27 protein-coding genes are annotated in these 26,334 nt (G+C 63.5%); 8 read left to right on the top strand and 19 right to left on the bottom strand.

Going from position 1 to position 26,334, the window contains the following annotated elements:
* Window positions 1–59: 59 nt before the first annotated feature.
* Together MKZ91_RS00795 and MKZ91_RS00790 are read left to right on the top strand one after the other, a co-directional pair.
* The gene (locus MKZ91_RS00795; RefSeq protein WP_336167006.1) at window positions 60–851 is read left to right on the top strand and encodes a DUF1194 domain-containing protein; all 792 of its coding nucleotides are present in this window, start codon (window positions 60–62) and stop codon (window positions 849–851) included.
* Between the two features lie 335 nt (window positions 852–1,186).
* Window positions 1,187–1,528 carry a DUF6616 family protein gene (locus MKZ91_RS00790; protein ID WP_336167004.1) on the top strand — a complete coding sequence of 114 codons (342 nt, stop codon included), beginning with the start codon at window positions 1,187–1,189 and terminating at the stop codon, window positions 1,526–1,528.
* Window positions 1,529–1,546: 18 nt separating this feature from the next.
* On the opposite strand, the gene MKZ91_RS00785 is transcribed toward MKZ91_RS00790, so the two are convergent.
* The 4 genes from MKZ91_RS00785 to MKZ91_RS00770 all read right to left on the bottom strand — a co-directional run bounded on the left by MKZ91_RS00785 (window position 1,547) and on the right by MKZ91_RS00770 (window position 4,924).
* Window positions 1,547–2,344, bottom strand: a complete 798-nt coding sequence (locus MKZ91_RS00785) for a bestrophin-like domain (RefSeq protein ID WP_336167003.1) — start codon at window positions 2,342–2,344, stop codon at window positions 1,547–1,549.
* Between the two features lie 138 nt (window positions 2,345–2,482).
* Complete coding sequence (locus tag MKZ91_RS00780; RefSeq protein ID WP_336167001.1) at window positions 2,483–4,147, bottom strand: arylsulfatase; 1,665 nt, start codon at window positions 4,145–4,147, stop codon at window positions 2,483–2,485.
* Window positions 4,148–4,383: 236 nt separating this feature from the next.
* Complete coding sequence (locus tag MKZ91_RS00775) at window positions 4,384–4,644, bottom strand: cytochrome P460 family protein (protein WP_336166998.1); 261 nt, start codon at window positions 4,642–4,644, stop codon at window positions 4,384–4,386.
* A 94-nt stretch (window positions 4,645–4,738) separates the two neighbouring features.
* Window positions 4,739–4,924, bottom strand: coding sequence for a hypothetical protein (locus MKZ91_RS00770; RefSeq protein ID WP_336166996.1), 186 nt, complete (start codon window positions 4,922–4,924; stop codon window positions 4,739–4,741).
* 401 nt (window positions 4,925–5,325) lie between these two features.
* Between MKZ91_RS00770 and MKZ91_RS00765 the strand changes: the two genes are divergently transcribed.
* Complete coding sequence (locus MKZ91_RS00765) at window positions 5,326–5,835, top strand: NUDIX hydrolase (RefSeq protein WP_336166995.1); 510 nt, start codon at window positions 5,326–5,328, stop codon at window positions 5,833–5,835.
* 103 nt (window positions 5,836–5,938) lie between these two features.
* Window positions 5,939–6,406: a group III truncated hemoglobin gene (locus MKZ91_RS00760; protein ID WP_336166994.1), complete on the top strand. Its 468-nt coding sequence runs from the start codon at window positions 5,939–5,941 to the stop codon at window positions 6,404–6,406.
* A gap of 85 nt (window positions 6,407–6,491) precedes the next feature.
* Here MKZ91_RS00760 and recX read toward each other — a convergent pair whose 3' ends face one another.
* The 3 genes from recX to MKZ91_RS00745 all read right to left on the bottom strand — a co-directional run bounded on the left by recX (window position 6,492) and on the right by MKZ91_RS00745 (window position 9,588).
* Window positions 6,492–7,052: a recombination regulator RecX gene (recX, locus tag MKZ91_RS00755; protein ID WP_442892167.1), complete on the bottom strand. Its 561-nt coding sequence runs from the start codon at window positions 7,050–7,052 to the stop codon at window positions 6,492–6,494.
* Window positions 7,053–7,325: 273 nt separating this feature from the next.
* Window positions 7,326–8,096, bottom strand: coding sequence for a siderophore-interacting protein (locus MKZ91_RS00750; protein WP_336166993.1), 771 nt, complete (start codon window positions 8,094–8,096; stop codon window positions 7,326–7,328).
* 265 nt (window positions 8,097–8,361) lie between these two features.
* Complete coding sequence (locus tag MKZ91_RS00745; protein ID WP_336166992.1) at window positions 8,362–9,588, bottom strand: aminotransferase-like domain-containing protein; 1,227 nt, start codon at window positions 9,586–9,588, stop codon at window positions 8,362–8,364.
* Between the two features lie 535 nt (window positions 9,589–10,123).
* Between MKZ91_RS00745 and MKZ91_RS00740 the strand changes: the two genes are divergently transcribed.
* From MKZ91_RS00740 to MKZ91_RS00730, 3 genes are all read left to right on the top strand, one after another.
* Window positions 10,124–11,755 carry an arylsulfatase gene (locus tag MKZ91_RS00740; RefSeq protein WP_336166991.1) on the top strand — a complete coding sequence of 544 codons (1,632 nt, stop codon included), beginning with the start codon at window positions 10,124–10,126 and terminating at the stop codon, window positions 11,753–11,755.
* A gap of 147 nt (window positions 11,756–11,902) precedes the next feature.
* Window positions 11,903–12,508, top strand: coding sequence for a class I SAM-dependent methyltransferase (locus tag MKZ91_RS00735; RefSeq protein ID WP_336166989.1), 606 nt, complete (start codon window positions 11,903–11,905; stop codon window positions 12,506–12,508).
* 498 nt (window positions 12,509–13,006) lie between these two features.
* Window positions 13,007–14,533, top strand: a complete 1,527-nt coding sequence (locus MKZ91_RS00730; protein WP_336166988.1) for an arylsulfatase B — start codon at window positions 13,007–13,009, stop codon at window positions 14,531–14,533.
* 54 nt (window positions 14,534–14,587) lie between these two features.
* On the opposite strand, the gene MKZ91_RS00725 is transcribed toward MKZ91_RS00730, so the two are convergent.
* From MKZ91_RS00725 to MKZ91_RS00705, 5 genes are all read right to left on the bottom strand, one after another.
* On the bottom strand, window positions 14,588–14,983 hold the full coding sequence (locus tag MKZ91_RS00725) for a hypothetical protein (protein ID WP_336166986.1): 396 nt from the start codon (window positions 14,981–14,983) through the stop codon (window positions 14,588–14,590).
* Window positions 14,984–15,090: 107 nt separating this feature from the next.
* A complete protein-coding gene (locus MKZ91_RS00720; RefSeq protein ID WP_442892166.1) occupies window positions 15,091–15,435 on the bottom strand; it encodes a hypothetical protein in 345 nt (114 codons plus the stop codon).
* A 159-nt stretch (window positions 15,436–15,594) separates the two neighbouring features.
* Complete coding sequence (locus MKZ91_RS00715; protein ID WP_336166983.1) at window positions 15,595–16,305, bottom strand: L,D-transpeptidase; 711 nt, start codon at window positions 16,303–16,305, stop codon at window positions 15,595–15,597.
* Window positions 16,302–17,237, bottom strand: coding sequence for an ABC transporter substrate-binding protein (locus tag MKZ91_RS00710; protein WP_442892183.1), 936 nt, complete (start codon window positions 17,235–17,237; stop codon window positions 16,302–16,304). Before MKZ91_RS00710 ends, MKZ91_RS00715 begins: the two co-directional genes overlap by 4 nt.
* A gap of 354 nt (window positions 17,238–17,591) precedes the next feature.
* Window positions 17,592–18,632 carry an aldo/keto reductase gene (locus MKZ91_RS00705; RefSeq protein ID WP_336166980.1) on the bottom strand — a complete coding sequence of 347 codons (1,041 nt, stop codon included), beginning with the start codon at window positions 18,630–18,632 and terminating at the stop codon, window positions 17,592–17,594.
* A 97-nt stretch (window positions 18,633–18,729) separates the two neighbouring features.
* Here MKZ91_RS00705 and MKZ91_RS00700 point away from each other — a divergent pair, with 97 nt between their 5' ends.
* On the top strand, window positions 18,730–19,275 hold the full coding sequence (locus MKZ91_RS00700; RefSeq protein ID WP_336166978.1) for a helix-turn-helix domain-containing protein: 546 nt from the start codon (window positions 18,730–18,732) through the stop codon (window positions 19,273–19,275).
* Window positions 19,276–19,366: 91 nt separating this feature from the next.
* Here MKZ91_RS00700 and MKZ91_RS00695 read toward each other — a convergent pair whose 3' ends face one another.
* The 7 genes from MKZ91_RS00695 to MKZ91_RS00665 form a co-directional block, all read right to left on the bottom strand.
* The gene (locus MKZ91_RS00695) at window positions 19,367–21,100 is read right to left on the bottom strand and encodes a methyl-accepting chemotaxis protein (protein WP_336166976.1); all 1,734 of its coding nucleotides are present in this window, start codon (window positions 21,098–21,100) and stop codon (window positions 19,367–19,369) included.
* A 122-nt stretch (window positions 21,101–21,222) separates the two neighbouring features.
* The gene (locus MKZ91_RS00690) at window positions 21,223–21,738 is read right to left on the bottom strand and encodes a metal-dependent hydrolase (RefSeq protein WP_336166974.1); all 516 of its coding nucleotides are present in this window, start codon (window positions 21,736–21,738) and stop codon (window positions 21,223–21,225) included.
* Window positions 21,739–21,965: 227 nt separating this feature from the next.
* Window positions 21,966–22,181 carry a hypothetical protein gene (locus MKZ91_RS00685; RefSeq protein ID WP_336166972.1) on the bottom strand — a complete coding sequence of 72 codons (216 nt, stop codon included), beginning with the start codon at window positions 22,179–22,181 and terminating at the stop codon, window positions 21,966–21,968.
* A gap of 135 nt (window positions 22,182–22,316) precedes the next feature.
* Complete coding sequence (locus tag MKZ91_RS00680; protein WP_336166971.1) at window positions 22,317–23,366, bottom strand: MBL fold metallo-hydrolase; 1,050 nt, start codon at window positions 23,364–23,366, stop codon at window positions 22,317–22,319.
* 322 nt (window positions 23,367–23,688) lie between these two features.
* Window positions 23,689–24,351, bottom strand: a complete 663-nt coding sequence (locus MKZ91_RS00675) for a peroxiredoxin (protein ID WP_336166969.1) — start codon at window positions 24,349–24,351, stop codon at window positions 23,689–23,691.
* 330 nt (window positions 24,352–24,681) lie between these two features.
* Entirely contained in the window at window positions 24,682–25,659 is a 978-nt protein-coding gene (locus tag MKZ91_RS00670; RefSeq protein WP_336166967.1) for a threo-3-hydroxy-L-aspartate ammonia-lyase, read from the bottom strand.
* Between the two features lie 74 nt (window positions 25,660–25,733).
* Entirely contained in the window at window positions 25,734–26,279 is a 546-nt protein-coding gene (locus MKZ91_RS00665) for a hypothetical protein (protein WP_336166965.1), read from the bottom strand.
* Window positions 26,280–26,334 lie beyond the last annotated feature (55 nt).

Here is a 26,334-nt window from a genome sequence, read left to right as displayed (position 1 = left end):
GGATCAGCGGTTTCAGCGTAGCATGCTTATTTAGCGACTGCTGAACCGCCCCGGCCACCATGAAACTGCGATCCGCATTTCTTGCCTGCGCTTGTCTCCTGGGCGGCAGCACCTCCGCCCAGTCGTTGCGCGTCGACCTCGCACTGGTGCTCGCCGTCGACGTCTCCTATTCGATGGAAGTGGACGAACAGCATCTGCAACGGCAGGGCTATGTCGCAGCCTTTCTCAACCCCGAATTGGTGCGCGCCGTTAAAGATGGTCCGCTCGGGCGCATTGCCGTCACCTATGTCGAATGGGGCGGAACCGCGGTGCAGGTCACGCCCTGGACGCTGATCGACGGCCGCGAGACGGCCGCGGAATTTTCAGGCGTGCTGCGTCGCCAGCCGATCCGGCGCATCGCCTTCACCTCCATTTCCAACACGCTTGCCTTCTCGCGACGGCTGTTCGACCTCAGCCCCTTCGAGCCAGGCCGCCGGGTCATCGATATCTCCGGTGACGGGCCGAACAATTCCGGCGTCCCTGCCCCGGTTGCCCGCAACTCCACCGTCGCGCGCGGCATCGTCATCGACGGCCTGCCGATCATGCCGCGCACGCAGGCCGACACCGCCTTCATTCCCGACCTCGACGTCTACTACCGCGAATGCGTGATCGGCGGCGAAGGCGCCTTCCTCATCAAGGTCACCGATGCCAGCCAGTTCGCCGAGGCCATCCTGAAGAAGCTCGTCATCGAGATCTCCGGCCTGCAGATGAGCCGCCTCGCGCCAAATGAGCAGCCGCAGCCGGTGCAATATGGCCTGGGCTACAATTGTTTCATCGGCGAGGAGATGCAGGAGCGGCTGATCGGGCGGTAGGCTGGCGACAATAAAGTGGTCGGAGAGCACCATTTCTCCACTGTCATCCTCGGGCTTGACCCGAGGATCCCTGCGCCGGCAACACCAGACCCTCCGACCACGGCTCCGGATGCGGTCAAGCCCGAGCATGACGACGGGAGCCGGACGCCAGCCAAGGCGCGCGGCGCTGGCGTCGGCAGCACCGTTGCAGGCGCGCCGCTCCTGCCCACGACCGGGATCTCCATCCACAGCCAACGACAGTGCAGCGTGTTGACACAGGGTTTGCAGCAGCATGAAACGATTTTCCGATCGATTTGCCCGATTTCAGACTGACAAGCAGACACGGAAAGCAGACCATGCCGCATTACCTGACCGAACTTTACAGCGCCAAGCCGGCGTGGCTGGCTCTCTCCCGGCAGGGACGCCAGCAGTTCTTCACCGCAATCGGTTCCGCCATGCCGGCGCTCAACGCCCTCGGCGTCGAGCTGATCACCTTCGGCAAGGTCGACCAATCCAAGCTGCATGCGGCATCGCAGACCTTCTTTGCGGTGTGGCGCTGTCCGGATGCGACGGCGCTGGAAGCGCTTGTTGCGGGGATCGCGCAATCCGGCTGGCACGAGTATTTCGACACCATCAACGCCGGCGGCAAAGGCACCGATCTTGCCGGCCACCTCGCCCAGCTCGGCGAGGCCGCTTGAGTCTTGCCGCCTCACTTCTCACTGCGGCGGCGCCACGCCTGAAAACCCCTGCCGCGTCCACTGATAGACCGACGTGTCGGTGCGGAAGCTGCCCACGCGTGCCGAGGCGAGGTCGAGGATGTTGACGATGATCGACGTCCAGACCAGCGTCAGGAGCACGATCAGGACACGCACCGGCCTGCCTTTGAGGCCGAACTGGTAGCCAAGCGCCCCCATGCTCAGGACCATCACCCCGATCAGCAGCCAGAAGATCTGCCATGGCAGGCGGATGCCGAGCGCATAGCGCTCCGCGGTACTGGCATCGAACGTGTCGTTGACGGCCGCCATGAGGGAGGCGGCGACCGGATCCGGGCGCGCGCGCACGATCGTCGTCACCTGCTGCCAGATCTGCTGCTGCAGCCTCGAAGTGTCGTCATTGGCCTTGGCCAGCGCCTCGCTGTTGCGCCCGGCCCGCACGAAGTCCTCGCGCGCCCTGGTGTAGTCCTCGAGAAGCTTGGCGATATCGAGCGCTTCCGGCGAACCGATCGCGGTCGCCCGCAGCCAGGCGGTGCCGATCGCATTGGCCTCAGTCAGCGTGCCCTGCCGGCGCTCGGTAAAACGCGTGGTCGAAAAGGAAAGCGTCAGCGCCAGCACGAAGGCGAGCAGCCCGAGCATGCCGGCAACGACCACCCCGACATTTTCGATCTGACCGCCCGCCCGCTCCTTGGTGCGAACGCCGAAACGGTAGCCGATTTCGTGGGCGGCAAGCTGGCCGACCAGCAAGACGGCGGCAAAAGCGATGACGCTGATCTCGGCAAGCGAAATGAGAAAATCCATCAAAGTCTCGCATCGTGTCGGGGCAACGGACTGTCTCCTGGAAAGAGATCCAAGCCGTGTGCTTTCTCGCCAGCCTGTGGTGGCGGTCAACAGGCGTTCCCGCCGCCAGCATCGACCGGCGGCGGGACTCTGCTGCGTTTACCGAGGAGCCAAGCGTTCCAGGTCGCCGAGGCGCTTCATCGCTGCCTGCTGCGCCAGCCAGCCGTAGTTGATACCGCTTGCATTCAGCGTGCTTCCGGTCTGGAACGGATAGTCGTTGAAGTCCTGGAAGAACTCCTTGATCTTGCTTTGGATCGGTACTAGCAGCCACATGTTGCGGGCGAGGAACTCGATCGCCCCGCCGCCGTCTTCCATGCCGCGTTCATAGGGGTCCATCCGCAGGTTGGCAATGACGGCCCAGCTCGGCACCTCGCGGGTGGCGGTGGCGATGTTGCCGTGGCTTGCCTGGGCAAAGCTCAGCTTCCAGTCGTTCCAGCGTATGGCGTTGAGGTTGCCGCCCTGGTCGAAATAGTAGACCGTGTCGCGCGGCGGCTCCTTCGCCTCGCCCTTCAACATTCCCGTCAGGTCGTAGCCGTCGAGATGCACTTTGAAGGTCTTCGACGTGCCCTTGAAGCCGGCCTTCATCTCCTCCTTGACATCGGCAATTCCGGCAGCCGCCGCAAAAGTCGGCAGCCAGTCCATCAGCGTCACCGGCTCGTTGATCTGCGTGCCCGGCTTCACCACGCCCGGCCAGCGCACCATCATCGGAATGCGGAAGCCACCTTCCCAGGTCGTACCCTTTTCGCCGTGGAACATCGTCTGTGCGCCATCCGGCCACAGCGCCAGTTCCGCGCCGTTGTCGGTGGTGTAGAGCACGATCGTGTTGTCGGCGATGCCAAGGTCGTCGAGTTGCTGCAGGAGCTGGCCAACATGGCCGTCATGCTCGACCATGCCGTCTGCATGGATGCCCTTGCCGGTCTTGCCGAGCGACTCTTTCTTCAGATGCGTGAAGACGTGCATGCGGGTCGAGTTGAACCAGCAGAAGAACGGCTTGTCGGCCTTCACCTGCCGGTCGATGTAGTCCTTGGCGGCCGCCAGGAATTCCTCGTCGATCGTTTCCATGCGCTTGGTGTTGAGCGCGCCGGTATCCTCGATCTTGCCATCGGCGCTCGACTTGATGACGCCGCGCGGGCCGAACTGCTTCTTGAATTCCGGATCCTTCGGATAGAAGTAACCTTCCGGCTCTTCCTCGGCGTTGAGGTGATAGAGGTTGCCGAAGAACTCGTCGAAGCCGTGCTTGGTCGGCAAGTGCTCGTCGCGGTCGCCGAGATGGTTCTTGCCGAACTGGCCGGTCGAATAGCCCTTGGTCTTGAGCACGTCGGCAATCGTCGGCATCCAGTCCTGGATGCCGTGCGGATCGCCCGGCATGCCGATCGTCAAGAGCCCGGTGCGGAACGGCTCCTGGCCGAGGATGAACGAAGCGCGGCCCGCGGTGCAACTGTTCTGGCCGTAGCTGTCGGTAAAGATCGCGCCTTCGGCGGCGATGCGGTCGATGTTCGGCGTGCGGTAGCCCATCAGGCCCATCGTATAGGCGCTGATCTGGGGAATGCCTATATCGTCGCCGAAGATGACCAGGATGTTCGGCGGCTTGCCGCTGGCGGATGTGGATTGCTGGGCCTTGGCCGGGCTCACCGAGGCGCCTGATGCCACCAGCGATGCGGCCGCAAAGATCGTTCCGCTCAAGAGCAGGTCACGGCGGCTCACGTCCGTTGCCCCATTTTCGGCCACCGATGGAATGGCCTTGCTACCGTCATGCGCGCTCATCGTTATCTCCTTGGCTTAGACGATGGTGAAATGCACTGCGATTTCGGGTTGCGGAGATGATGCGCTTCGAAGGCAGCCGGACAAGTACGTAACAGTTACGATGTGCAGGCGGCCGGCGCGCTCAACGGGGGCGGAGTTGAAGCGGCGCCAGTCGTTCGTGGAGGGTACGATGATCTGCGGCTGCATTTCGCGAGCACCACCGACAATGCCCGCGAATTGCGCGCTGGCTCTGCCGCCTAGCGCTTTCCATAGGCCGTGAAGACAAAGTCCGTCGCTTCCGCGGCCTGGTGACACGCAGCACCGCACTTGGCATCGTTGCCCTGCAGCTCCGTGTTCGGCGCAAGCGTATCCGATGCCGGATCATAGTCGAATTGGGCGTATCCCCAGCCGCCGGTATCGGCAAAGCGGCGGCTATCCTTCACCATGCAACCGACGCTCGCCAGCGTGTCGGGAACCTTCACGGCAAAAGGCGCAGCGCTGTGGTTCTTCGGCGTCACAGGATCTTCACGATCTTGGAACCGTCCGGGAAATGCTCTCCTTTTGCCGCTATTCCAGCCCGATAGGCCTCGATCATCGTCGGATTTGCGACGATCAGGTTGAGCTTGACCTCAGGCTCCTCCGGCAGGCTGCCGGCCAGTCGTCGTAGCCCCGACATTCCGACAGCGACAAACCACCGGCAACCTGCACGGTAAACTTGTCCTGCGCCGCGATCGCCACGCCTGCGACGACGACGAGTGCAACGGGGATGATCAAGCCAGTCCGGGGTCTTCTGCTCATGACACGTTCTCCTGAATGATCCTAAGGAAAGCCCGCGGGCCCCTGCGAGACGGGTCGGCGCGACACGCAAAGCTCGAAACTGTCGACATGAGATAGCCCGGGCGCGAAACGCCACTCTGCAGCCGCGGGTGCCGGCATTTTCCCACGCGGCGTCACGGGGGTCCATTGTGAACATCGGTGCGACAGAAACCAGAAGAGACCGTGGAGCCCGGCACGAGCCCGTAACCGTTAAGACGTGGAACGCCATCGCAGGCTGGCGCGTTTTCGCAAGCCGAGCGTGCGGACAAATATTCGGTGGATGAACCGGGCCTGGCCTGCCCGTTGCCCTCAGCCACCACTTCCGCATCGAGCCGGCGCAACTAAAGTGTCAGCAACCTGCCGTCGCTGTTGAAAAGGGAAACATGGGCTCGACAAAAAAAGGCAAAGGGCAGAAGACCGGCAAGACCGGGACGATCTTGCAGCAACTTGCGAGAGCGCCGGAGAAGCTGTTTTCGGGAGCCTTTCGCCAGCAATATGCAGCCCTGTGCTTCCGCCGCCCGAAGGACGGTCCCGGCATCGAGATCCTGGTGGTGACGTCGCGTGAGAGCGGCCGATGGGTAATCCCCAAGGGATGGCCGATGAAGCGCAAGAAGCCGTTCGAGGCGGCGGCGATCGAGGCCTTTCAGGAAGCCGGCGTTCGCGGAAAGGTCAGGAAGAAGCCGGTCGGCAGCTACACCTATCTCAAGGTGCTCGACGATGGCGACGTCGTCCCATGCGTCATCGATATATTTCAGATCGAGGTCGATGAACTCGTGGACGAGTTCAAGGAGCGCGGCGAGCGCACACTTGCCTGGGTAAGCCCCGACGAGGCGGCGCGCCGTGTTCGCGAAATCGAGCTGAAATCGCTCCTCGTCGATTTCGTGCCGCGTTGACGTCGTGCGGCCAACGGCATGACAGATTGACGCAATCGGCGGTCGCCATTTGGCGCAGGCCTTCGCAGCCCCTATATGAGGCCGGCAAAGCCAAGGATATGAGATGGACAACGAGTTGCAGGGCCGCCCCGCCCATGTCGCCGCAATCCGCGAGCGTGCGGAAAAAGAGATGCAGGCGATCGGCATCGATGAGGCCTTTGTCGGCCACCTGGTCGATACCTTCTACGCGCGCGTGCTTGCGCATCCCGAGCTCGGCCCGGTTTTCGACGCAAGGCTTTCCGGGCGCTGGCCGGAGCATATGGAGAAGATGAAGAGCTTCTGGTCGGCCGTCGCCTTCCGCACCGGCGCCTATGGCGGCAAGCCGGTGCAGGCGCATACGGGCGTCGCCAACATGACCCCGGACCTCTTCCCGAAATGGCTGGCGCTCTTTTCCGCGACGCTCGACGACATCGCACCGAACCAGGAGGCCAAAGCCTGGTTCATGGCAACGGCCGAGCGCATCGCCCGCAGCCTGACGCTGTCACTGTTTTACAACCCGGCGCTCGACGATCCCGCACTGAAGCGCGCTTAGAGCAATTCCAGCAAAAGTGTGAAGCGGTTTTGCGTCCGGAATTGCGTTCTTTCAAACAGTCTACGACCGCGCCCGCGATCCGGCGTCAGAGCGAGCGGCCCTCGATCAGGATGTCCTCGGCCTCCTCAAGTGACATCGCAAACACCCGCTTGCCGAGCTCGAAGCTGAAGCCGCCCCGGGCAAAGGCGGAAAGCTCCTTGCTCGCGCGCTTCTCGTCGAGATCCACCTTGCGGAACGGGCCGAAGGCACGCTTTCTCGCCAGCACGACAGCCGCATAGAGGTCGTCCACTTCGGCGACGGCCTGGGCAACCGCGTCCTTGGCGACCCCCTTCTCCGACAGCTTCTGCGCGATCACCCGCTTCGACTTGCCGCCGCGCGCGGCCGAGCGGGTCTTGATCTCGGCATAGGCCTGATCGTTGAGCGCGCCGTTGTCATAGGCGAAGGTGACGGCAGCGGCGGCCAAGAGTTCCACTTGGCTGGCGCTGACATCCTCGAACTTCTCCCGCGCCTTGCGCGCAATCGCGTCGAAGAGCTGCTTCTCCGTCATCATCTGGCGCGCCAGACGGTAGGCGGCCGAATTGCGCGCCCAGGCAAGCATGCGCGGCGTCGGCTGATCCGATTGCTCTTGATCGTCGATGAGGTCCAAGCCTGCCCTGCCCCTTTGAAGTACGCCCCAAGAAAAAGGCGCCGCTCACGCCTGAGATCGCCGCCGCGCGGAAGATGCGAGATGATCTGACTCTCCGGATCAAGGCAATCGCGCCGGAGCGCGCCTCACACTTTTCATGGCATAGGCGCTTGGTGGAGCGCGCAGGTGCTGGACAACGCCTGCGATCCGGATGAGGGCACAAGGCCGCGGATCCATCGCCGCTGGAAGCGCGACGCGGCGTCTGCACACCCGCCCTCCGTTGTCCTGTGCCGCCTATTCGAACTTTTCGGTGCTGTCGGCCTTGCCCTTGACCCAGTATCCGGAAGCCTTGAGCCAATTGAGCGGCAGGCCGCGCTCCTCGACGAAATGTGCCCGGATGGCGCGTGTCACCGCGGCTTCGGCCGCGATCCAGACGAAGGTGCCGGGCTCAATCGCCACCGAGCGCACCACCGAAAGCAGCGCTTTCGGATCGCTCGCCTGTTCCAGCGGGCGATAGGCCCAATGGGTGGAAAGCGTGGCTTCGGTACGGAAGGTCTGGCGCTCCTCCGGTCCGGTGACGGCGGCGATGCTGGTGATCTCATGGCCTGATTTCGCCTCCTCGATCCGGCGGCCGATCGCCGGCAGCGCCGTTTCATCGCCAATCAAAAGCAGGCGGCCGACATCGCCTGAGAGGACCGCCGAACCGCGCGGCCCGCCGATTTCCAGCGGATCACCCACTTTGGCGTTCATCGCCCAGGCGGTCACGGGACCTGCCTCGTGCAGGGCGAAATCAAGCGCCAGCAGCCGCGCGTCGTTGTCGTAGCGCCGCGGCGTATAGTCCCGGCGCTCTTCGCTGCCGTCAGCGCCTTTGACGAAGACCTTGACGTGGTCGTCCGCGCCGAGGCTGACGAAGTCGGCAAGGTCGTCGCCCGAAAGCGTGATCCTGAGCATGCCGGGTGTAATCCGCTCGATGCCCGAAACGACGAGAAAACGGCGCCTGGTCTCGTGTCGGACACGCTCGATGCGTGGCGGACTGAATTGCGAGTAGTTGAGAGAGATATCCATCTGTATCCTTTGAGGCTTTGAACCTCGATCCGCAGGACACAGTCGCGCAGATCGAAGCCGCTTCAAGCCGTTCGATCATACGCGTTGAGTGACGTTAACGCTTACGTGGCCGGGATACGCCCGGTCATGTCACGGAAATCTGTCTACCGGAATGACCTGCATCGATCAATGCGTCATCTTGACCAAAACACGAAGGTTTTACCAGACAAAAGAAAACGCGCCCGCCGGAGCGAGCGCGTTTAACAATTTCCGGAAAGTTCCTGCCTTAAGCGGCGAGCGCGACTTCACCGCGGATGAGGTCGCCGAGGCGGCGGATGCCCTCGTCGATCATCTTGTCGTTGGCGCAGGAGAAGGAAACGCGCAGCGTGTTTTCGCCCGAGCCATCGGCAAAGAAGGCGCGGCCGGGCACGAAGGCGACCTTGGCGGTCTCGATCGACTTGGCCAAGAGCGCCGCGCCGTCCATGCCCTTCGGTAGCGTCACCCAGACGAACATGCCGCCTTCCGGCTTCGTCCAGGACACGCCTTCGGGCATGTACTTCTCGAGCGCCGCGAGCATGGCGGTACGGCGGTGCTTGTAGACCTTGTGGATCTTCGCCACCTGCTGATCGAAGCCGCGCTCGGCAACGGTGCAGATCGCCATCTGGTTGATGGTCGAGGAATGAAGATCGGCGGCCTGCTTCAGGAGCACCAGCTTGCGGATCACCTTTTCCGAGGCGCAGACCCAGCCGACGCGAAGGCCGGGCGCCAGCGTCTTGGAGAACGAGCCGCAATAGATCGTGCGGGTGCTGTTGATGTCACCCTTCTTGGCGATTTCGAGCGCCAGGATCGGCGGCACCGGCTCGCCGTCATAGCGCAGCGACTGGTAGGCAGCGTCTTCGATGACGGCGATGTCGAGCTCTTCGGCAAGCTGGAGAACGCGCTCGCGGCCTGCCCGGTCGACGGTCTCGCCGGTCGGGTTGGCGAAATCGGCAGACAGATAGGCGAACTTGACGCGGCCGCCAGCTTGGGAAGCTGCCTGGCGGTAGGCTTCCGGCGTGCGGTTGCCGTTCGGGTTCAGCTGGTCATAGGTCGGCTCATAGGCATTGAACGCCTGCAGCGCGCCGAGATAGGTCGGCCAGGTAACGAGCGCCGTGTCGTTCGGCGACAGGAACAGCTTGCCGATATAGTCGAGACCCTGCTGCGACCCTGATGTGATGAAGATGTTGTCGGCGCCGGCGGGGATGCCGATCTTTTCCATCTCCTTGGCGAGCCATTCGCGCAGCGGCTTGTAGCCTTCGCTGACCGAATACTGCAAAGCGGCGCTCACCGCCGGGCCGGAAAAGATCTCCGCATAGGCGTCCTTGAATTCGGCGTCTGGAAACAGCGCAGGATCGGGAATGCCGCCAGCAAACGAGATGATGTCGGGGCGATCGAGCAGTTTCAACAGTTCGCGGATTTCCGAGGCGCGCATCCGGCTCGAGCGCGTCGCGAAGATATGTTCCCAATCCAGCATGGGGTGTTTCCTCAAGAGATTATTGGTGCGGAAGCGGTTCTCCGCTTCCTCCACGTCATTTCAGAGCGCCGTGCGTTACCATGAACGCACACGGGACCTCTACTGCATGTTTCCTTTAATCGTAACCGATCAGAAAAAACATCCAGCCCTTCGAAGCGCTACGGCGACCTTTTCACGCCTGACAGGTCGCGCGTCGCTGTAGTCTTGTCGTTCTAGAACATCTTTCCGCTTCAAGCGATCCCGCTTGAGTGCGGAATGCTCTCGACGGCCACGCGACAGGACCACGGCCGCCAATTTATGTCAATATTATTGACCTAAATTGGCGTGTTTTTCGGCCTTTTCGGGCCGCTGCGCGTTGCGTCAAACGCCTGACGTTACGTGAGTTCGCCCGCATGTCAGGCGGCTCGCCGCAAAACAAGGCGCAACGTAACCGTTACATCCTTGCCGCCTGCACGCCAGCGGCGCACAGTCGCGGCCGACCACCGATTGCCTTTGCCCGAACCTCGATCCCCCACGGCGTATGGAGCAACGTGCCATGAGCAAGCATCCGGTAACCGATCCCGAACACAACGAACCATCTGAGAGCGCCCCGCACCTGAGCGTCAGTCGTCGCGAACTCCTGCTTGGCGGCAGTGCCCTTGCCGCCGCGGCCCTCACCGTCTCGGCCACCGCCGCCAGGGCGCAGCAGTCCACGGCGCCGGCCGCCGGCGGCAAGCCCAACATCCTGATGATCATGGGCGACGATATTGGCTGGTTCAATCCGAGCATCTTCCATCGCGGCATGATGGGCTACCGCACGCCGAACATCGACCGCATCGGCAACGAAGGCGCCATGTTTACCGACTGGTATGGCGAGCAGAGCTGCACCGCCGGCCGCGCCGCCTTCATCACCGGCCAGTCGCCGATCCGCACGGGCCTGACCAAGGTCGGCCTGCCCGGCGCCGATCTCGGCCTGCAGGCCGAAGATCCGACCATTGCCGAATTCCTGAAGGCGCAGGGCTACGCCACCGGCCAGTTCGGCAAGAACCATCTGGGCGACAAGGACGAGTTCCTGCCGACCAACCACGGCTTCGACGAGTTCTTCGGCAACCTCTATCACCTCAACGCCGAGGAGGAGCCGGAAAACCCCGACTACCCGAAGAGCCCGGAATTCCGCAAGCGCTTCGGCCCGCGCGGCGTCATCCACTCCTTTGCCGACGGCCGTGTGGAAGACACCGGGCCTCTCAGCCGCAAGCGCATGGAAACCGTCGATAGCGAGTTCCTGGCAGCCGCGCTCGATTTCATCGACCGCCAGCACAATGCCCAGAAGCCCTGGTTCTGCTACTTCAATTCCACCCGCATGCACGTCAACACCCACCTGAAGCCGGAATCCACGGGCAAGACCGGCAAGGGCGTCTATGCCGACGGCATGGTCGAGCATGACGGCATGGTCGGCGAACTCCTGAAGAAGCTCGACGATCTCGGTCTCGTCGAAAACACCATCGTCGTCTACACCACCGACAATGGCGCCGAGGTGATGACCTGGCCGGATGGCGGCAACACCCCCTTCCGCGGCGAAAAGGCCACCAACTGGGAAGGCGGCTACCGCGTGCCCACCTGCATCCGCTGGCCGGGCGTCATCAAGCCGAACACGATCTACAACGAAATGTTCTCGCATTACGACCTGATCCCGACACTGTGCGCAGCAGCGGGCGAGCCCGACATCGTCGCCAAGTGCAAGGCGGGCTACCAGGCCGGCACCAAGACGTTCAAGGTGCATCTCGACGGCTACAACATGATGCCCTTCTTCCGCGGCGAGGTGAACGACGCACCACGCCGCGAATTCCTCTACTGGAACGATGATGGCGAGCTGGTCGCCGTTCGCATGCAGGACTGGAAGGTGGTCTTCAAGGCGCAGGAAAGCACCGGCATCGGTGTCTGGCGCGACCCGTTCACCAATCTGCGGGCGCCGAAACTCTTCAATCTCAGGGCGGACCCCTTCGAGCGCGGCGATGAATCGATCGAATACGAAAAGTGGTTTTTTGACCGCTCCTTCGTCGTCGTGCCCTCGCAGGCGCTGGTGGCGCAATGGCTGTCGAGCTTCGAGGAGTTCCCGATCCGCCAGAAGCCGGCAAGCTTCAACCTCGATGAGGTCATGACAAAGCTGTCTGCCGGCGGCAAGCAATAGTCGCGGTCGCCGTCTCGCCCCGCAAAGCGCAGTGTTTGCGGGGCGTTTTGATGCCCTCCGTCGCGTTTGCAGGCCACCCGGCCAACCGCTTCCTTTCGCGCGGAATTCCGCTACAGCTTGATGCAAGGACCGCTGCAAGGAAGCGAGATGGCAAACCCCGACGACACCCTCGCCTTTTACCGCGACAACGCCGCCGCCTATGCGGCGCGCGATCGCAAGCCGCCAACCGCGCGACTCGCCGCCTTCATGGAACGGCTGCCATCCGGCGCCGCCGTGCTCGATCTCGGCTGCGGCGGCGGCCATGACAGCCTCGTGATGCTGGGGCACGGCTTCAACGTCACCGCCTGCGACGGCTCGGCGGAACTGGCACGCGAAGCCGAGGCAAGGATCGGCCGGACGGTCGAGGTGGTCCGGTTTCAGGCGATCGACTGGCGTCGGCATTTCGACGGCATCTGGGCGGAAGCGTCGCTGCTGCACGTGCCGCGCGCCGAACTCGCCGACGTGCTCGCACGTGTTTATCGGGCACTGAGACCCGGCGGCTTTCTCCACGCGAGCTTCAAGGCAGGCGAGGCGGAGGGACACGACCGCTTCAAGCGCTACTACAACTATCCTGCTGTGGACTGGCTGCGGGGCTGCTTCAAGGAGGCAGGCTGGCCGGACATCGAGGTTGGCGAGGCCGATGGTGGCGGTTACGACGGCGAGCCGACACGCTGGCTGCACGTGGCGGCAATCCGCCTCACGCCTCGCGGCTGAAGTAGCTCAGGATCAGAAGCGTGCAGATCGCCGCGACGATCAGGGCGTCGAAAAGTGCAAAATGCTCGAAGAACGAGAGCATGGCAGTCCTCCCTTCCAACTAAACCTATGAGAGCACAGATCTTTTATATTTGGAAGAAGAATTCGCCACTATACTGAAGCAACGCGAACATTACGCCATGGTATTGTTGCCATGCAGCAAAATTTATTCGGCATTGCACAATGAGATTTCAGCATTAAGCGCCGACTCGACTTGAACGCGAGGAACGTCGAACAGCTTGATTTCCTTCGCCTCCGCGGGGATCAAGCCTGTTTATCCGCTGCAACCATGATCAATGTCTGGCGTTCGTCCTGCCGGTCCGCGCCCGGTACCATGCAAAGCATCACCCGGCTCTGCCCGCGCCAAACCGATTGACGGCGCTACCGGCAGGTGTAGATATTAGGACTATCGAATAAAGCGACCCACCGTCCGGCGGGCCGATTTTCCAGGGGGTACGCATGTCTGAACTGCAAGCGGGCCAGACGAGCACGAACGCTCGTCACCTTGAAACGATCGGTACCGGCAACCGCAAGACGGGCACGACGCGCCGGCGGGCGCTGCTCGGTGGAGCGGCGGCGATCGCCGTTGCCGCCGGCATGCCCCTTGGCCTTGGTGGGCTCTCGCCCGCCCCGGCCCGCGCCAACGGCACGACACCGCCGAACATCGTCTACATCATTGCCGACGATCTCGGCTGGGCCGATGTCGGCTTCCAAGGCTCCGACATCAGGACACCCAATCTCGACAGGCTCGCCGCAGCCGGCGTGACCTTCGACGCGTTCTACACCCAGCCGATGTGCACGCCGACGCGCGCAGCCTTCCTGACTGGCCGCTACCCTTTGCGTTATGGTCTCCAGACCGGGGTGATCCCCTCGCCCGGTTCCTATGGGCTGGCGCTCGACGAATATCTGCTGCCTCAGCTCATGAAGGACGCCGGCTACCGAACCGCGCTCGTCGGCAAGTGGCATCTCGGCCATGCCAAGGTGGAATATTGGCCGATGCAGCGCGGTTTCGACAGCTTCTACGGTGCACTGGTCGGCGAGATCGACCACTTCAAGCATTCCTCCCATGGCGTGAAGGACTGGTACCGCGGCAACAAGCCACTCGAAGAGACCGGCTTTGACAACAGCCTCTTCGGCGACGAGGCGGTCCGGGTGGTGGAAGGCCATGATGCGTCCGCCCCGCTGTTTCTCTATCTCGCCTTTACCGCCCCGCACACGCCGTTCCAGGCGCCCGAGGATTATCTCGGCCGCTACAAGCACATCGCGGATGAAAACCGCCGCGCCTATGCGGCGATGATCTCCGTGCTTGACGATGGCATCGGCAGGCTGGTGACGGCCCTCGAAAAGCGCGGCATGCGGGACAACACGCTGATCGTCTTTCACAGCGACAATGGCGGCGTGACGAGCTCGCTCTTTGCCGGCGACACCAAGGTCAGCGGCGGATTGCCGGCAAGCAACAGTCCCTACCGTGACGGCAAGGGCACGCTCTACGAAGGCGGCACCCGTGTCGCAGCGCTTGCCAACTGGCCGGAGCGGATCAAGCCGGGCAAGGTCGAGGGCATGATCCATGTCGTCGACATGTACCCGACGCTTGCGGCGATCGCCGGTGCGCCGCTCGGCAAGAACAAGCCGCTCGACGGCATCAACCTCTGGCCGGACTTGAGCGAAGGCAAGCCGTCCGCGCGCAACGACCTCGTCTACAATGTCGATCCGCTGGCGGGCGCCGTGCGCAAGGACAAGTGGAAGCTCGTCTGGAAGGCGGCGCTGCCGTCACGAATCGAGCTGTTCGACCTTGCCGCCGACCCGTCCGAGACCAGGGACCTTTCGGCCGAAAACGCCGACAAGGTGCGCGAGCTTCAGGATTGGATCACCCGGCTTGCCGGAGAGATGACCCCGCCGCTTCTTTTCATGGATGCCGCGCGCCTGACCTTCTACGCGCCGCCGGTCGTTGCCGATCCCGCGACGTTGTTCAGCCTTGGCGACTGATGTTCGCGAAGGCGCCACGAGCGTGTATCGTGCTCGGCCTTCAAACGGATCCTGCTACGGATCGCCCGCTCTCTGGAAGCCGCCCGCAAATGCATAGCCGCGCCTGATCCGGGCGCTCAGCGTCGAATTGTCGATCCAGGCCTGGATCTCGCTTGTCATCGGGCCGAGGAAGACGACTTCCGAAAGGGTGGCAACTTCGTGCAGCGCCGACATTTCGGGCCAACCCATGGCAATGTCATGATGGCCGATCCATGCGGCAGGGCCGCTGTAGTCAATGACCCCGCGCGCCGTGCCCTCCGACGCATTCACGAAGAACCTGCAGGAAAGAACGCCAGGATCGCCTTCGGCTTCGACCCTGCGCGCCAACGCGCCGATCGCGCGCGCAAAATGATCGGGCGGCGCCTTCAACTCATACAGATTGAGGATGGTGAGGCGGTCGTTCGTCAGCATCGGCCTCCCGCTTCCCGAGATCCCAAAACACTCTGTCGCCGGCGAACCGACACCGGCACGGCGGCCAGGCCGGCATGAGAGGCAACGGTTGTGCTGCCAAGTGCCGGTCAGGCGGCCGGCTGGACCGATTTCACGCTGCCCGTGCTATCGACGACGCAGTTGAACTTGCGCCCGCCGGCGTCGAGATCGACGCTGTAGTTGGTCGCATCGAGCGCCCGAGAACTGACCGGCAGGACCTTGGTGCTATCCACATGCGCCGTGCCGGCGACGGCGTTGGCGCAGATCAGTTGCAGGTCGGCCGGCGCCGTCTGCAGGCTGGTGCGGGCCATATCCTCCGGCTTTGGCGCCGACTGGCAGCCGCCGATGACGGCAAGCGCTGCCGCTGCCAGAAGAAAAGCTCTCGAACGCAACATCCCCTCGTTCACCACGTATCCTCCCCTTGCCGACCTCATGTCGGATCCTATGCCTGCCCTGGTTCCTGCAATCGACCGGCCATCCTTGCCCCCAAGGGCAGCCGCTTCGAAATCCTGTCGCTGCCCTCGCGGGCATGTTTGCTTGAGCGCACATGCGTCGATGCCCTGGCCCGAACGCAGCCGACATCAAGCGCCGCGTCAAACACCCTTGTAGAGCGCCGCCCCCTGCATCAGCACGATCACCTTGGCGCCGATCTCGATGCGCGAATGCAAGTCGACGACGTCGTCATTGTTCATGCGGATGCAGCCGGAGGAGACATCGAGCCCGATCGTCCACGGCTCCACCGTGCCGTGGATGCGGTAGATCGTGTCCTGGTCGCCTTCGTAGAGATAGAGCGCGCGGGCGCCGAGCGGATTGTCCGGGCCGCCCGGCATGCCGGCCGCCCATTTGGCGGCATTGGCATCGCGCGCCACCATCTCGGCCGGTGGTGTCCAGGTCGGCCATTCGGCCGTGCGCCCGACCCGCACGATGCCGGCCCAGCCGAAGCCTTCGCGCCCGACGCCGATGCCATAGCGGATCGCCTGGCCACCGGGCTGGACGAGATAGAGAAAGTGCTGGTTGCCGTCGATGATGATCGTTCCCGGCTTTTCCGCCGTGCGGAACGGCACCACCTGGCGGCGGAAGGCCTCCGGCAGCTGGTTGTTGCGGGCGTAGTATTGCCGCGCTTTCTTCTTGTCGTAGTTCACCCATTTCTTGGTGCGGGCGTCATAGATCTGCGTCTGCGCCAGCGCCGCCAGCGGCCCGAGGCAGAGCGCGGCAGCAAGAAGGCCGATGCCGATCCTGCGGCCCTTCTTCTTCGCCGCGCGGTTACCGCGCTCAAGTTTGGTGTCGTCAGATGTACCGGTCATGGCTTGGCCCACCCGTCGATGCGGGCCGCATTGTCCTCGGCCCATTTTTTCGCATAGTCGGCCGGCGTCTGGCGCTCGACCTCCAGCGCATAGCTCATCTTCGTCACTTCCTCGGGCGAGAAGTCCACCTTGTCGAGGAACTTCGCGACATCGGGGTGTTTCTTGCCGAAGGCGGTGGCATAGGCGATCTGGAAATGCCCCGCCTCCCAGGCGGTCGAGGCACTCGATTTGGAGACCCACAGCGGATCGCTCGGCGGCAGGATCTTCCACTTGGCGGCGTCGTGCGGCGGTTCCTCGAGCCTGACGATCTTGTGCAGTTCGAAGACGTGATGCGGCGCGTAGCAGTAAAACACCATCGGCCGCGCGGTCGCGACCGCCGCGTCGACCGCCGCCATCGCCACCTCTTCTTCCGCCTCAAACAGCGTCAGCGTCTCGCCATAGCCGTAGCCCGCCGCCCGCGCCCGCTCGATGCCGGTCGACAGCCATGCCTGAGCACCGATCCACATCTCGCCCTTGCCGTCGCCGTCGGTGTCGAGGATCTTGGTCTTCTCAGGGTCACTGAGATCGGCTGCCGACTTGATCGTCGCTGCCGCCTCGGGCGTCGCGCAAAGCCCCTGCCAGGCCGGCACGCTGCGCTCGGCAAGCTGCCCGACGCCCTTGTCGGTGACATATTTACGCACGACGTCCTCGAAGTTCGGCCGCCAGACTTCCGGCTGGATGTCGACCGTGCCCGCCTCGAAGCCGACAAAGGCATTGAGCGTGCCGTGCTCCTTGACCTCGGCATCGAGCCCGAATTTCCTGGCGATGCTCTCTTTCAGGATATTGGCCGTCGCCTGGCCGGACGGCCAGTTCGGCATGGCGATCACCAGATCGGCGGCCGCAGCCGGCAGGCCCGCGCAAGCGGCAAATGTTGCAGCCAGCACCGCTGGCAAATACCTCGACTTTCCCTTCACAGTCCCCTCCGGCCTCGAGCAATCGATGCGAATGACGTCGTGAATGCGGTATCAGGTATGCGTCCAAGTTCCGGGGCAACGCGAGGTGCGCGCCGCGGTCATTACGGTCAGATGTCTTCTGTTGCGGTGTTCCCTGTGCCGTCGTCCGGCATCTTCGTTCTTGGCTTCCAAGCGTCGTGGCCGGCAGGATGCATAGATCGGCCGCCGCCGTCAACGCCCCAACTACACTGCACGTTGCATGGATCAAGGCCGCCATCGTGGGTCGATGGCGGCCTTGCATCGAAATCTCCTACGTCCCGTCGCTCGACGTGATGGCGGAAGCGAAGGCGGCGATCAGCGCACCGGAAAGGCCGGATTGTCGATCAGATCCGCCTTGCCGGCGGTCCAGAGCGCGATGGTGCCGGGCGCGGCCAGCATCTCGTGCGGGAAGCCGCGGCGGGTGGCGCTGACGGCCTCGAGCCGATCGATCTGGGCATCCGTCAGGGTGAGATCGGCGGCGGCGAGATTGTCGGCCGCCTGCTCCGGCGTGCGCGGACCGATGATCGGCAGCACGCCGCGGGCAGCCGCCCAGGCAATCGCCACCTGCCCCGGCGAGGCACCCGCCTCTTCGGCAACCGCGAGCAGCGCATCAACCGTCGCGACTTTCACCGCATCGCTCTCGGCATGGGTGAGTACGCCGAGCCCCTCGGCCCTGCCCTTCTCGCCGCGCCGATACTTGCCGGTGAGCAGCCCGCCACCGAGCGGCGACCAGCCGACGGCCCCCAGTTGAAAGGCTTCCGCCATCGGCACCAGTTCGCGCTCGGCCGTGCGTTCCACCAGGCTGTATTCGAACTGGACCGCAGAAACCCCCGCCCAGCCGCGGGCCTCAGCCAGCATCGCGGCTGCAGAAACGCGCCAGGCCGGGAAATCGGAAAGGCCGGCATAGAGGATCTTGCCCGAGCGGATGAGGTCGTCGAGGCCACGGGCGATCTCGTCGATCGGCGTCACGCCGTCGGGCATGTGCACCCAGAGCAGATCGATACGGTCGGTATCGAGCCGCTTCAGGCTCGCCTCCACCGACTGGATCATCGCCCGGCGGCTGTTGCCGGTGGCAAGGAGCCCGCTCGTCGGCGCATCCGGCAGCGAGAACTTGGTCGCCACCACCACCTCGTCGCGCTCGGCCTTGACGAACTCGCCGACCAGCGTTTCCGACTGGCCGAACTGGTAGTTGTTGGCCGTGTCGATGAAGTTGCCGCCGGCGGCACGATAGGCGTCATAGATGCGCTTGGCATCCTCGCGCTCGCTGCCATAGCCCCAACCGGTGCCGAAATTGCCCGTGCCCAGCGCCAGCGCCGAAACACGAAGCCCAGTCCGCCCGAAAACCCTGTACCGCATCACCGTCTCCTTGTTTAATGATGACGTTCGTCATCTAATTGCCAAAAGATGACGACCGTCATATAAATTGTCAAGACGAATTCCAGAAAGGTTGAACATGAGGGTTTCCAGGGAGAAGGCGCAGGAAAACCGCGGGCGCATCGTTGCGGCCGCGGCCGCACTCTTTCGCGAGCGCGGCTTCGATGGCGTCGGCGTCGATGCGATCATGGAGAAGGCCGGGCTGACGCACGGCGGATTCTACAAGCATTTCAAGTCGAAGGAGGCGCTGGCGGTCGAGGCGCTGGAAGGCGCGCTTGCCGAGACCTTCGAGGTACAGAAGGCCTTCACCACGCTCAGCGACTATGTCAGCGGCTACCTCTCTCGGGAAAACCGCGATGAGATTGCAGGCGGCTGCGCGATTACCGCCATGAGCGCCGATGCGGCGCGGCGCCAAGACCTGCGCCGCCCTATGGGCGACAATGTCCGCGCCCAGATCGACAGCATCGCCGCCCTGATTTCAACCAGGGACAAGGCGGAAGCCCGCGCGGAAGCGATCGCAGCCCTTGCGACCATGGTCGGGGCGCTGGCGCTTTCTCGCGCCGTCGACGACCCTGCGCTGTCGGACGAGATCCTCGCCACATCGAGAGCAAAGCTCGGCGCATAAGCCCGCTTGATCAGACCCTCGAGAACTGGGCCAACGGCCCCATAGAAGACCAGAGGAAGGCCGAACGCCCTGCACGTTCGGCCCTCCTCCGTCAGGCGGCCCTTGCGTCGGTTGCCCGGCGCCGGTCGCCAATGCCGCGGCTCGAGGCGTCTGTACCCGGTTCGCGCCGCTCGGTGCGGCGGTTAAGCTGGAAGCGGTTGACAAGCTCGGTCAGCCGCTGCGCGCCTTCGGCCAGCCGTACGCTGACATCGGCGGTGCGGTCGACCATGCCGGCGTTTTTCTGCGTCATGGCGTCGATGTCATTCACCGCCACATTGATGTCGCCAAGGCCTGTCGCCTGCTCGGTGGCAGCCGTCGCGATCGCCCCGATCCTGACATCGATCGCCTCGACGTAGTCCTCGATCTCCCTCAGCGCATTGCCGGTATCGCCGACCAGGCGAACGCCTTCGGCAACCTCTGTGACCGAGTTGTGGATGAGTTCCTTGATTTCCTTGGCGGCCTTGGCCGAACGCTGGGCAAGCTCGCGCACCTCCGAGGCAACGACGGCGAAGCCCTTGCCGGCGTCGCCCGCGCGCGCCGCCTCGACCCCGGCGTTCAGCGCCAGGAGATTGGTCTGGAAGGCGATCTCGTCGATCACGCCGATGATCTGGCTGATCTCTTCCGATGCCGCCTTGATGCGCTGCATCGCCGTCACCGCGTCACGCACGACATCGGAGGAGGCATGGGCCGACTGGCGGGCGCTCTGCACCAGGGTCCGTGTCTCCTGGGTGTTTTCCGTGGAGGTGCGCACCGTCACCGTCGCCTGTTCCAGCGCCGCCGAGGTCTGCTCCAGTGCTGCGGCCTGCTGGCGGGTGCGCTCCGACAGATGCTCGGCCGCCCCCTTCATCTCGTGGCTGTTGTCGTTCAGTTCCCGGGTCTGGCTGAGAACGGCTGACAGCGTCTGCTGGAACATGCCGATCGAGGTGTTGAAATCGCGCCTCAAGCTTTCCAGTTCGCCGACGAAGGGCTCGTCCAGCGTCATGCGGATATTGCACTCGGCCAGTCGCCCGAGACCGGCACCGATCTGCCTGACCGCAAGCACGCGGTCGGAGACGTCGAGCGCGAACTTGACCACTTTCGACACCCGTCCGGCATCGTCGAGGATCGGGTTGTAGGACGCCTGAATAAACACCGTGCGTCCGCCCTTGCCGATGCGCATGAACTGGTCGGTGGCAAAACGCCCGGCCGCCAGATCCCGCCAGAACGCGGCATATTCGGGAGAGTGCGCATAATCAGGCGCGCAGAACATCTGATGGTGGCGTCCGACGATCTCGTTGAGCTCATAGCCCATCGTCTTCAGGAAGTTCTCGTTGGCGGTGAGGATCTCGCCCGAGGGCGTGAACTCGATGATCGCCTGGGCGCGCGAGAGCGCATCGATCTTGCCCTGGTCGTCGGCGCTTTTCGCCTTCGTCGCAGTAATGTCGGTCGCGAACTTCACCACCTTGTAGGGTTTGCGGCCCCGGAACACCGGATTGTAGGAGGCCTCGATCCAGATCTCGCGCCCGCCCTTGCCGATCCGCTTGTACTGCTGGCTGTCATATTCGCCGCGCGCAAGCCGCGCCCAGAAATCGGCGTAGGCGGCCGATGCCGCTTCCTGCGGCAGGACGAACATGCGGTGGTGCCGCCCGACGATCTCCTTCAGGTCGTACCCCATGGCCCGGCAGAAATTCTCGTTGGCCGTCAGAATGTTGCCGGCGAGATCGAACTCGATGATCGCCTGCGACCGGTTGATCGCATCGAGCATGGCTTTGGCATCGGATAGGAAAAGAGATGGCAGGCCAGTCATGGGGAGCGGAGCCTCATAGCTAACAATTCGGAAATGGATCCATGCAAATTGTAGCTATTCGTATGATAAATTCCTTAAGCGATCGTTTTCGCTATGGGCGCTTCCCGAACCCGCTTTTGCTCTCAGGCGGCCCCGCTTTCGACCACACGCCACGCCCTGAGATCGCACGCCGCCAACCCGCCTGCTACGGCCATGATCAGAAGCTCGAACGCGAAGGTCCAATGCAGGAGGAAGTTCAGGTACCAGGGTTTGTAGAGTGCGGGCACGTGCACCAGGTTCACCCGCACGTCCGAGAACGGCTGCAGCCAGCTGAGGTCGGCAGCGATCGAATCCATCACCAGATGCGCAAGCACGCTGATGAGGCCGACGCCGACGAGGATCAGATGCCTGCGCCGTCCGCTTGCCCATAGGAAGAATGCCGCGATCGCCGCCACGAGCAGCCAGAAGGCCGGCATGTGCACCCAGTAGTCATGGTGCGGCGACCGCCGCTGGTCGATGAGATAGAAATAGGCGAGATCGAAGTCCGGCAGCACCGAGAAGAGAAGCCCGACCCCGACGATTGCCTTTGCCTGCTCCGGGTGGCGACGGGCAAAGGGGCGGCTCAGCAGATAGCCGGCCGGAAGATGGGCAATGAACAAGGCTGGTCTCCTCCGCGGGCCCGAACTGGGAACACCTGGCACAGGTGCTGGCACGATTAACGGGAACAGCCGAGAAATTTCAACCGATCATGTCGGTTTCGTGGCCGTACGGCCGTGTCTGGCACGTGCCCCCGGAGGTTTTAGCAACACTTTGAATTGGCGCATGATTTTGCCGGGGCGGCGGCGCCACCGCTTGGAGAAACCGGCCATCACTCCTTACAAGCACGTCACCAGTTGCCGGGGTCTGCGGTGTGGTCGGTGTTGGCGAATTCATCCGCCTTGTCGCGGTCAAGCGTCAGCGGTGTTGCGGCCTTCGTCTCGTCCGCCACCGAATAGGTCAGCGGCGCCGGCTCGTTCGCCAGCTGCTGGTACATCAGCAGGGCCGCCTCCTCCGCGCTATCGGCCTCGAACTCCCTGACGACGCTGACGGAAAACTTGCGCATGACCTCAAATCCGCCCCTTGCTGTTTCGATCGGTCCTTGAGCAACGCCGGGAGACAGGCTTCCCGTCGGCCGTTGCGTCAGTTCCAGTGAAATATGAGATGGCGCATCCGCGCCGAACGTCAATGCGGCCGCTCATCAATGCGTCACCGGCCCATCCGCCTTCTTCCAGGCGGCAATGCCGCCTTCGATATGGCAGGCGCTCAGGATGCCGGCGAGCTGTGCAGCTTCCACCGCCATCGCCGATCGTTCGCCATAGGCGCAGTAAAAGACGATGCGTTTTCCCGTCGCTTCCGCCAGTTCGTGCAGCATGCCGCCGGAGGCGATGTTCTCGGCAAGATCGGAATAGGGTGCGTGCAGCGAGCCGGGAATGACCCCGTGTTTTTCCCGCTCCGGCTTTTCCCTGAGGTCCACCAGTGCGATGTTGGCGTGGCCGCAGAGCGCCAGCGCCTCCTTGGCCGAAAGCGCCCAGCCGCGCCGCGCGATCTCGTCCTGGTGCAGGCCGATATGGACATTGGCCGGCACCGCCACGTCCATCATCTTCGGGTTTGGCAGGTTGAGGCTGTTCATCACGTCGACATATTCATCGACCGATTTGACCCTGAGGCGCGGATTGAAGCGTTTCTCCTCGCCGATCGTCGAAACCGTATCGCCCTTGTAGTCATGCGCCGGGTAGACCAGCGTTTCCTCCGGCAATTTCAACAGCTTGTTGAAGATCGAGTCATACTGCTGGCGCGGATCGCCGTTCTGGAAATCCGTGCGTCCGGTGCCGCGGATCAAGAGCGTGTCGCCGGTAAAGACCCGCCGGCCCATGTCACCGCCCATCAGGAACGAATAGGAATCGTCCGTGTGGCCGGGCGTATACATGACGTCGAGGCTCAAGCCTTCGATCGACACCCGGTCGCCCTCCGTCACCCGCATCGAGACGACGTCTGCGGCCGTCTGCTCGCCCATGACGGTGATGCAATGGGTCTGGTCGCGCAGCGCCCCGAGGCCGGTGATGTGATCGGCGTGCAGGTGCGTGTCGACGGCTTTCACCAGCTTCAGATCGAGTTCCCGCACGAGCTGCAGGTAACGCTCGACCTTTTCGAGAACCGGATCGATGATCAGCGCCTCGCCGCCCTGCCGGCTGGCGATCAGATAGGTATAGGTACCGGACACGCTGTCGAACAATTGACGGAAGATCATCGGCGGCTCCCTTGCATCGAGGCGTCATGCAACCGATGGCGGTCCGCCCCTCATCCGCCTGCCGGCACCTTCTCCCCAAACAAGCAGGGCGAAGGGACGTTGCCGCACGCCCGAGTTTCACCTCTCCCGCTGCGAAGAGAAGCAAGTTTGCGCTGCGACCGCTCCAGCTGGGACCTCCAAACGTTGGAGAAGTCAAAATGCCGGTCGGGTGCAACGAGTCTCCTTCTCCCCGCCTGCGGGGAGAAGGTGCCAGCAGGCGGATGAGGGGTTATCCCCTCACCGCGCCAGGGAGGATCCCTCACCCTTTGCCGAATTCCCCGCCTCAGCCCTTCGGCTGCGGCACGATGCGGATATAGGGCTTCGGCGCGTGCCAGCCGTCCGGATAGACCTTGCGGGCGTCGTCGTCGCTGACCGAGCCGGCGATGATGACGTCGTCGCCCTGCTTCCAGTTCACCGGCGTCGCCACCTTGTGCTTGGCCGTCAGCTGCAGCGAGTCGATGACGCGCAGCACCTCGTCGAAGTTGCGGCCAGTGGTCATCGGATAGACGAGGATCAGCTTGATCTTCTTGTCCGGGCCGACGACGAAGACGTTACGAACCGTCTGGTTGTCGGCAGGCGTGCGCTGCGTCGGGTCGCCAGAGACCGGCGCCGGCAGCATGCCGTAGAGCTTCGAGACGGTGTAGTCGACGTCGGCGATCATCGGGAAGTTCGGCGCATGGCCTTGCGTTTCCTCGATATCGGCCGCCCAGCCGGCGTGGCGGTCGAGCGGGTCGACCGAAAGGCCGATGATCTTCACGCCGCGCCGGTCGAATTCCGGCTTGATGCGCGCCATGTAGCCGAGCTCGGTCGTGCACACGGGCGTAAAGTCCTTCGGATGCGAGAACAGCACCGCCCAGGCGTCACCGATCCAGTCGTGAAACCGGATCGTGCCATCGGTCGTTCCAACCTCGAAATCCGGTGCGAGGTCATTGATTGCAAGCGTCACGATACCCTCCAGTTGTGTGTGAGCGCCGCGCCCGCCTGGGCGCGAGGAAACACTCTATTTCTTGGCAGCGCCGTGCGTCCGACAAGGCGCCGAAAGGTCGCCGTAATCCCTTTGTCTTTTTCACCACTTGTTCTCCGGGGCAAACATGCCGGAGAAGAAATCCCCTAGAAAATGAAATACTTACAGCAACCCTTGGACAGCATTCGGACGCTCGGCGTCAAGGCGCGAGGCCCAGTGTGCCACTTTTGCTGGTTAAGGCAACCGGAAAGACGGTGCGTCGCGCGCGGCCACCAACTGTCGGCCGGCGACGCCCGTTTCGCAGCGGCGATCCTAGCTCAAGAGCGCCGCGAAAGTCGTCAGATCGACATTGCCGCCGCTGAGCACGATGCCCACTCTTTGCCCGCCACAGGCAAGCACGCCCTGTAGCACCGCGGCTGCCGCCAGGCAGCCTGTCGGCTCGACGATGATCTTCATGCGCTCGGCAAAAAACCGCATCGTCTCCACCAATTGCTCGTCGCTCACCGTGACGATTTCGGCGACGTCGCGCTTCAGGATCGGAAAATTATGTTGGCCGACATGGTTGGTCAGCGCCCCGTCGGCGATCGACTTCGGCACCGGGATCTGGACGATCTCACCTTTCCTCAGCGACTGCTGGCCGTCATTGCCGGCTTCCGGCTCGACGCCGATGATCCTTGCGCCCGGAGACCGCGCGCGGGCGCTGAGCGCGCAGCCGGCCAGCAGCCCGCCGCCGCCGAGCGGGGTGACGAGCAGGTCGAGCTCGCCCACCTCCTCGATCAGTTCCAGCGCCACGGTGCCCTGCCCGGCGATCACCTCGGGGTGGTCGAAGGGCGGGATCAGCACGGCGCCGCGCTCGCTCGCCAGCCGCGCGCTGATCTCGGCGCGGTCCTCGCTGTAGCGATCGTAGAACACGACGTCGGCGCCATAGCCGCGCGTCGCCGCCACCTTCATTTCCGGCGCGTCCTTCGGCATGACGATCGTGGCGGCAACGCCCTGCAGCCGTGCGGCATAGGCGATCGCCTGGGCGTGATTGCCGGAGGAAAAGGCGACGACGCCGCGCTTCTGGCCGCTTTCCTGCATGGCGGCGATCGCATTATAGGCGCCGCGAAACTTGAAGGCGCCGCCGCGCTGGAGGTTTTCCGCCTTGAAGAACAGCCGCGCGCCGGTGGCGGCATCGGCCGTGCGCGACGTCAGCACCGGTGTGCGGTGCGCCTGGCCGACAATGCGTCTGCGCGCATCCTGGACGTCATCGAATGTCGGAATGCGCAATGCCACGTCTGCTGCCGTCATGAGCCACTCCCTGAGCTTCACGCCCCAGACGCTAATAAACGCGGGCGCACAAGGCAAGGATGTCGCGCGGGGGATCAGCTGTGGCGGTAGTGATCGACCGCAAAGCTGAAGAGTACCTTCAGCATGAACAGGCCCGACGCGGCCGCCATCGCCGGGATCAGGTCAGGCAGAAGCGGCAGCCCGGCAAGACCGATGGCAAGCAAAAGGCCGCCGACGAAGGCCTGCGCCGCATGCCCGGCGAGAAGATTGACAGTGACGGCCGCCGCAATCGTATAGGCCCAGACGGCTATGGGAGCACCGAGGTCCACCCCGAGCAGCAGCGCGACCGCGACCAGGTGCACGTGAATGGCGATGAAGATCCAGCGATTGCGCGGCCGCGCGGCGTAAAACCGATTGGTCGAGGGCGTGAAATTGGCGACGCACCCGGCGGCGATATCAAGGACAAGCACGAGCGCCAGCACCGCCCGCCACCAGGAAAGCGAGACAAGAAGCGGCCAGGCCGAAAAGGCGAAGACCATGGCAACGCCGATGCCAAACAAAAGGATCGCGAGCAGAAAGACCAGCGGCTGCTCCTCGCCGAAAACATCGTGGAGATGGGGATGGATGCGAAGAGATCTCATGAGCGCCACAGTGTCACACCGGATGGTTGATCCATAGGGCCGGATGCAGCCGGAG

The organism is Ensifer sp. MJa1, from assembly GCF_037026475.1.
GTDB lineage: Bacteria > Pseudomonadota > Alphaproteobacteria > Rhizobiales > Rhizobiaceae > Ensifer.
The sequence above is the reverse complement of the archived record's forward strand: the minus strand, read 5'-3'. Positions and strand labels throughout refer to the sequence as shown.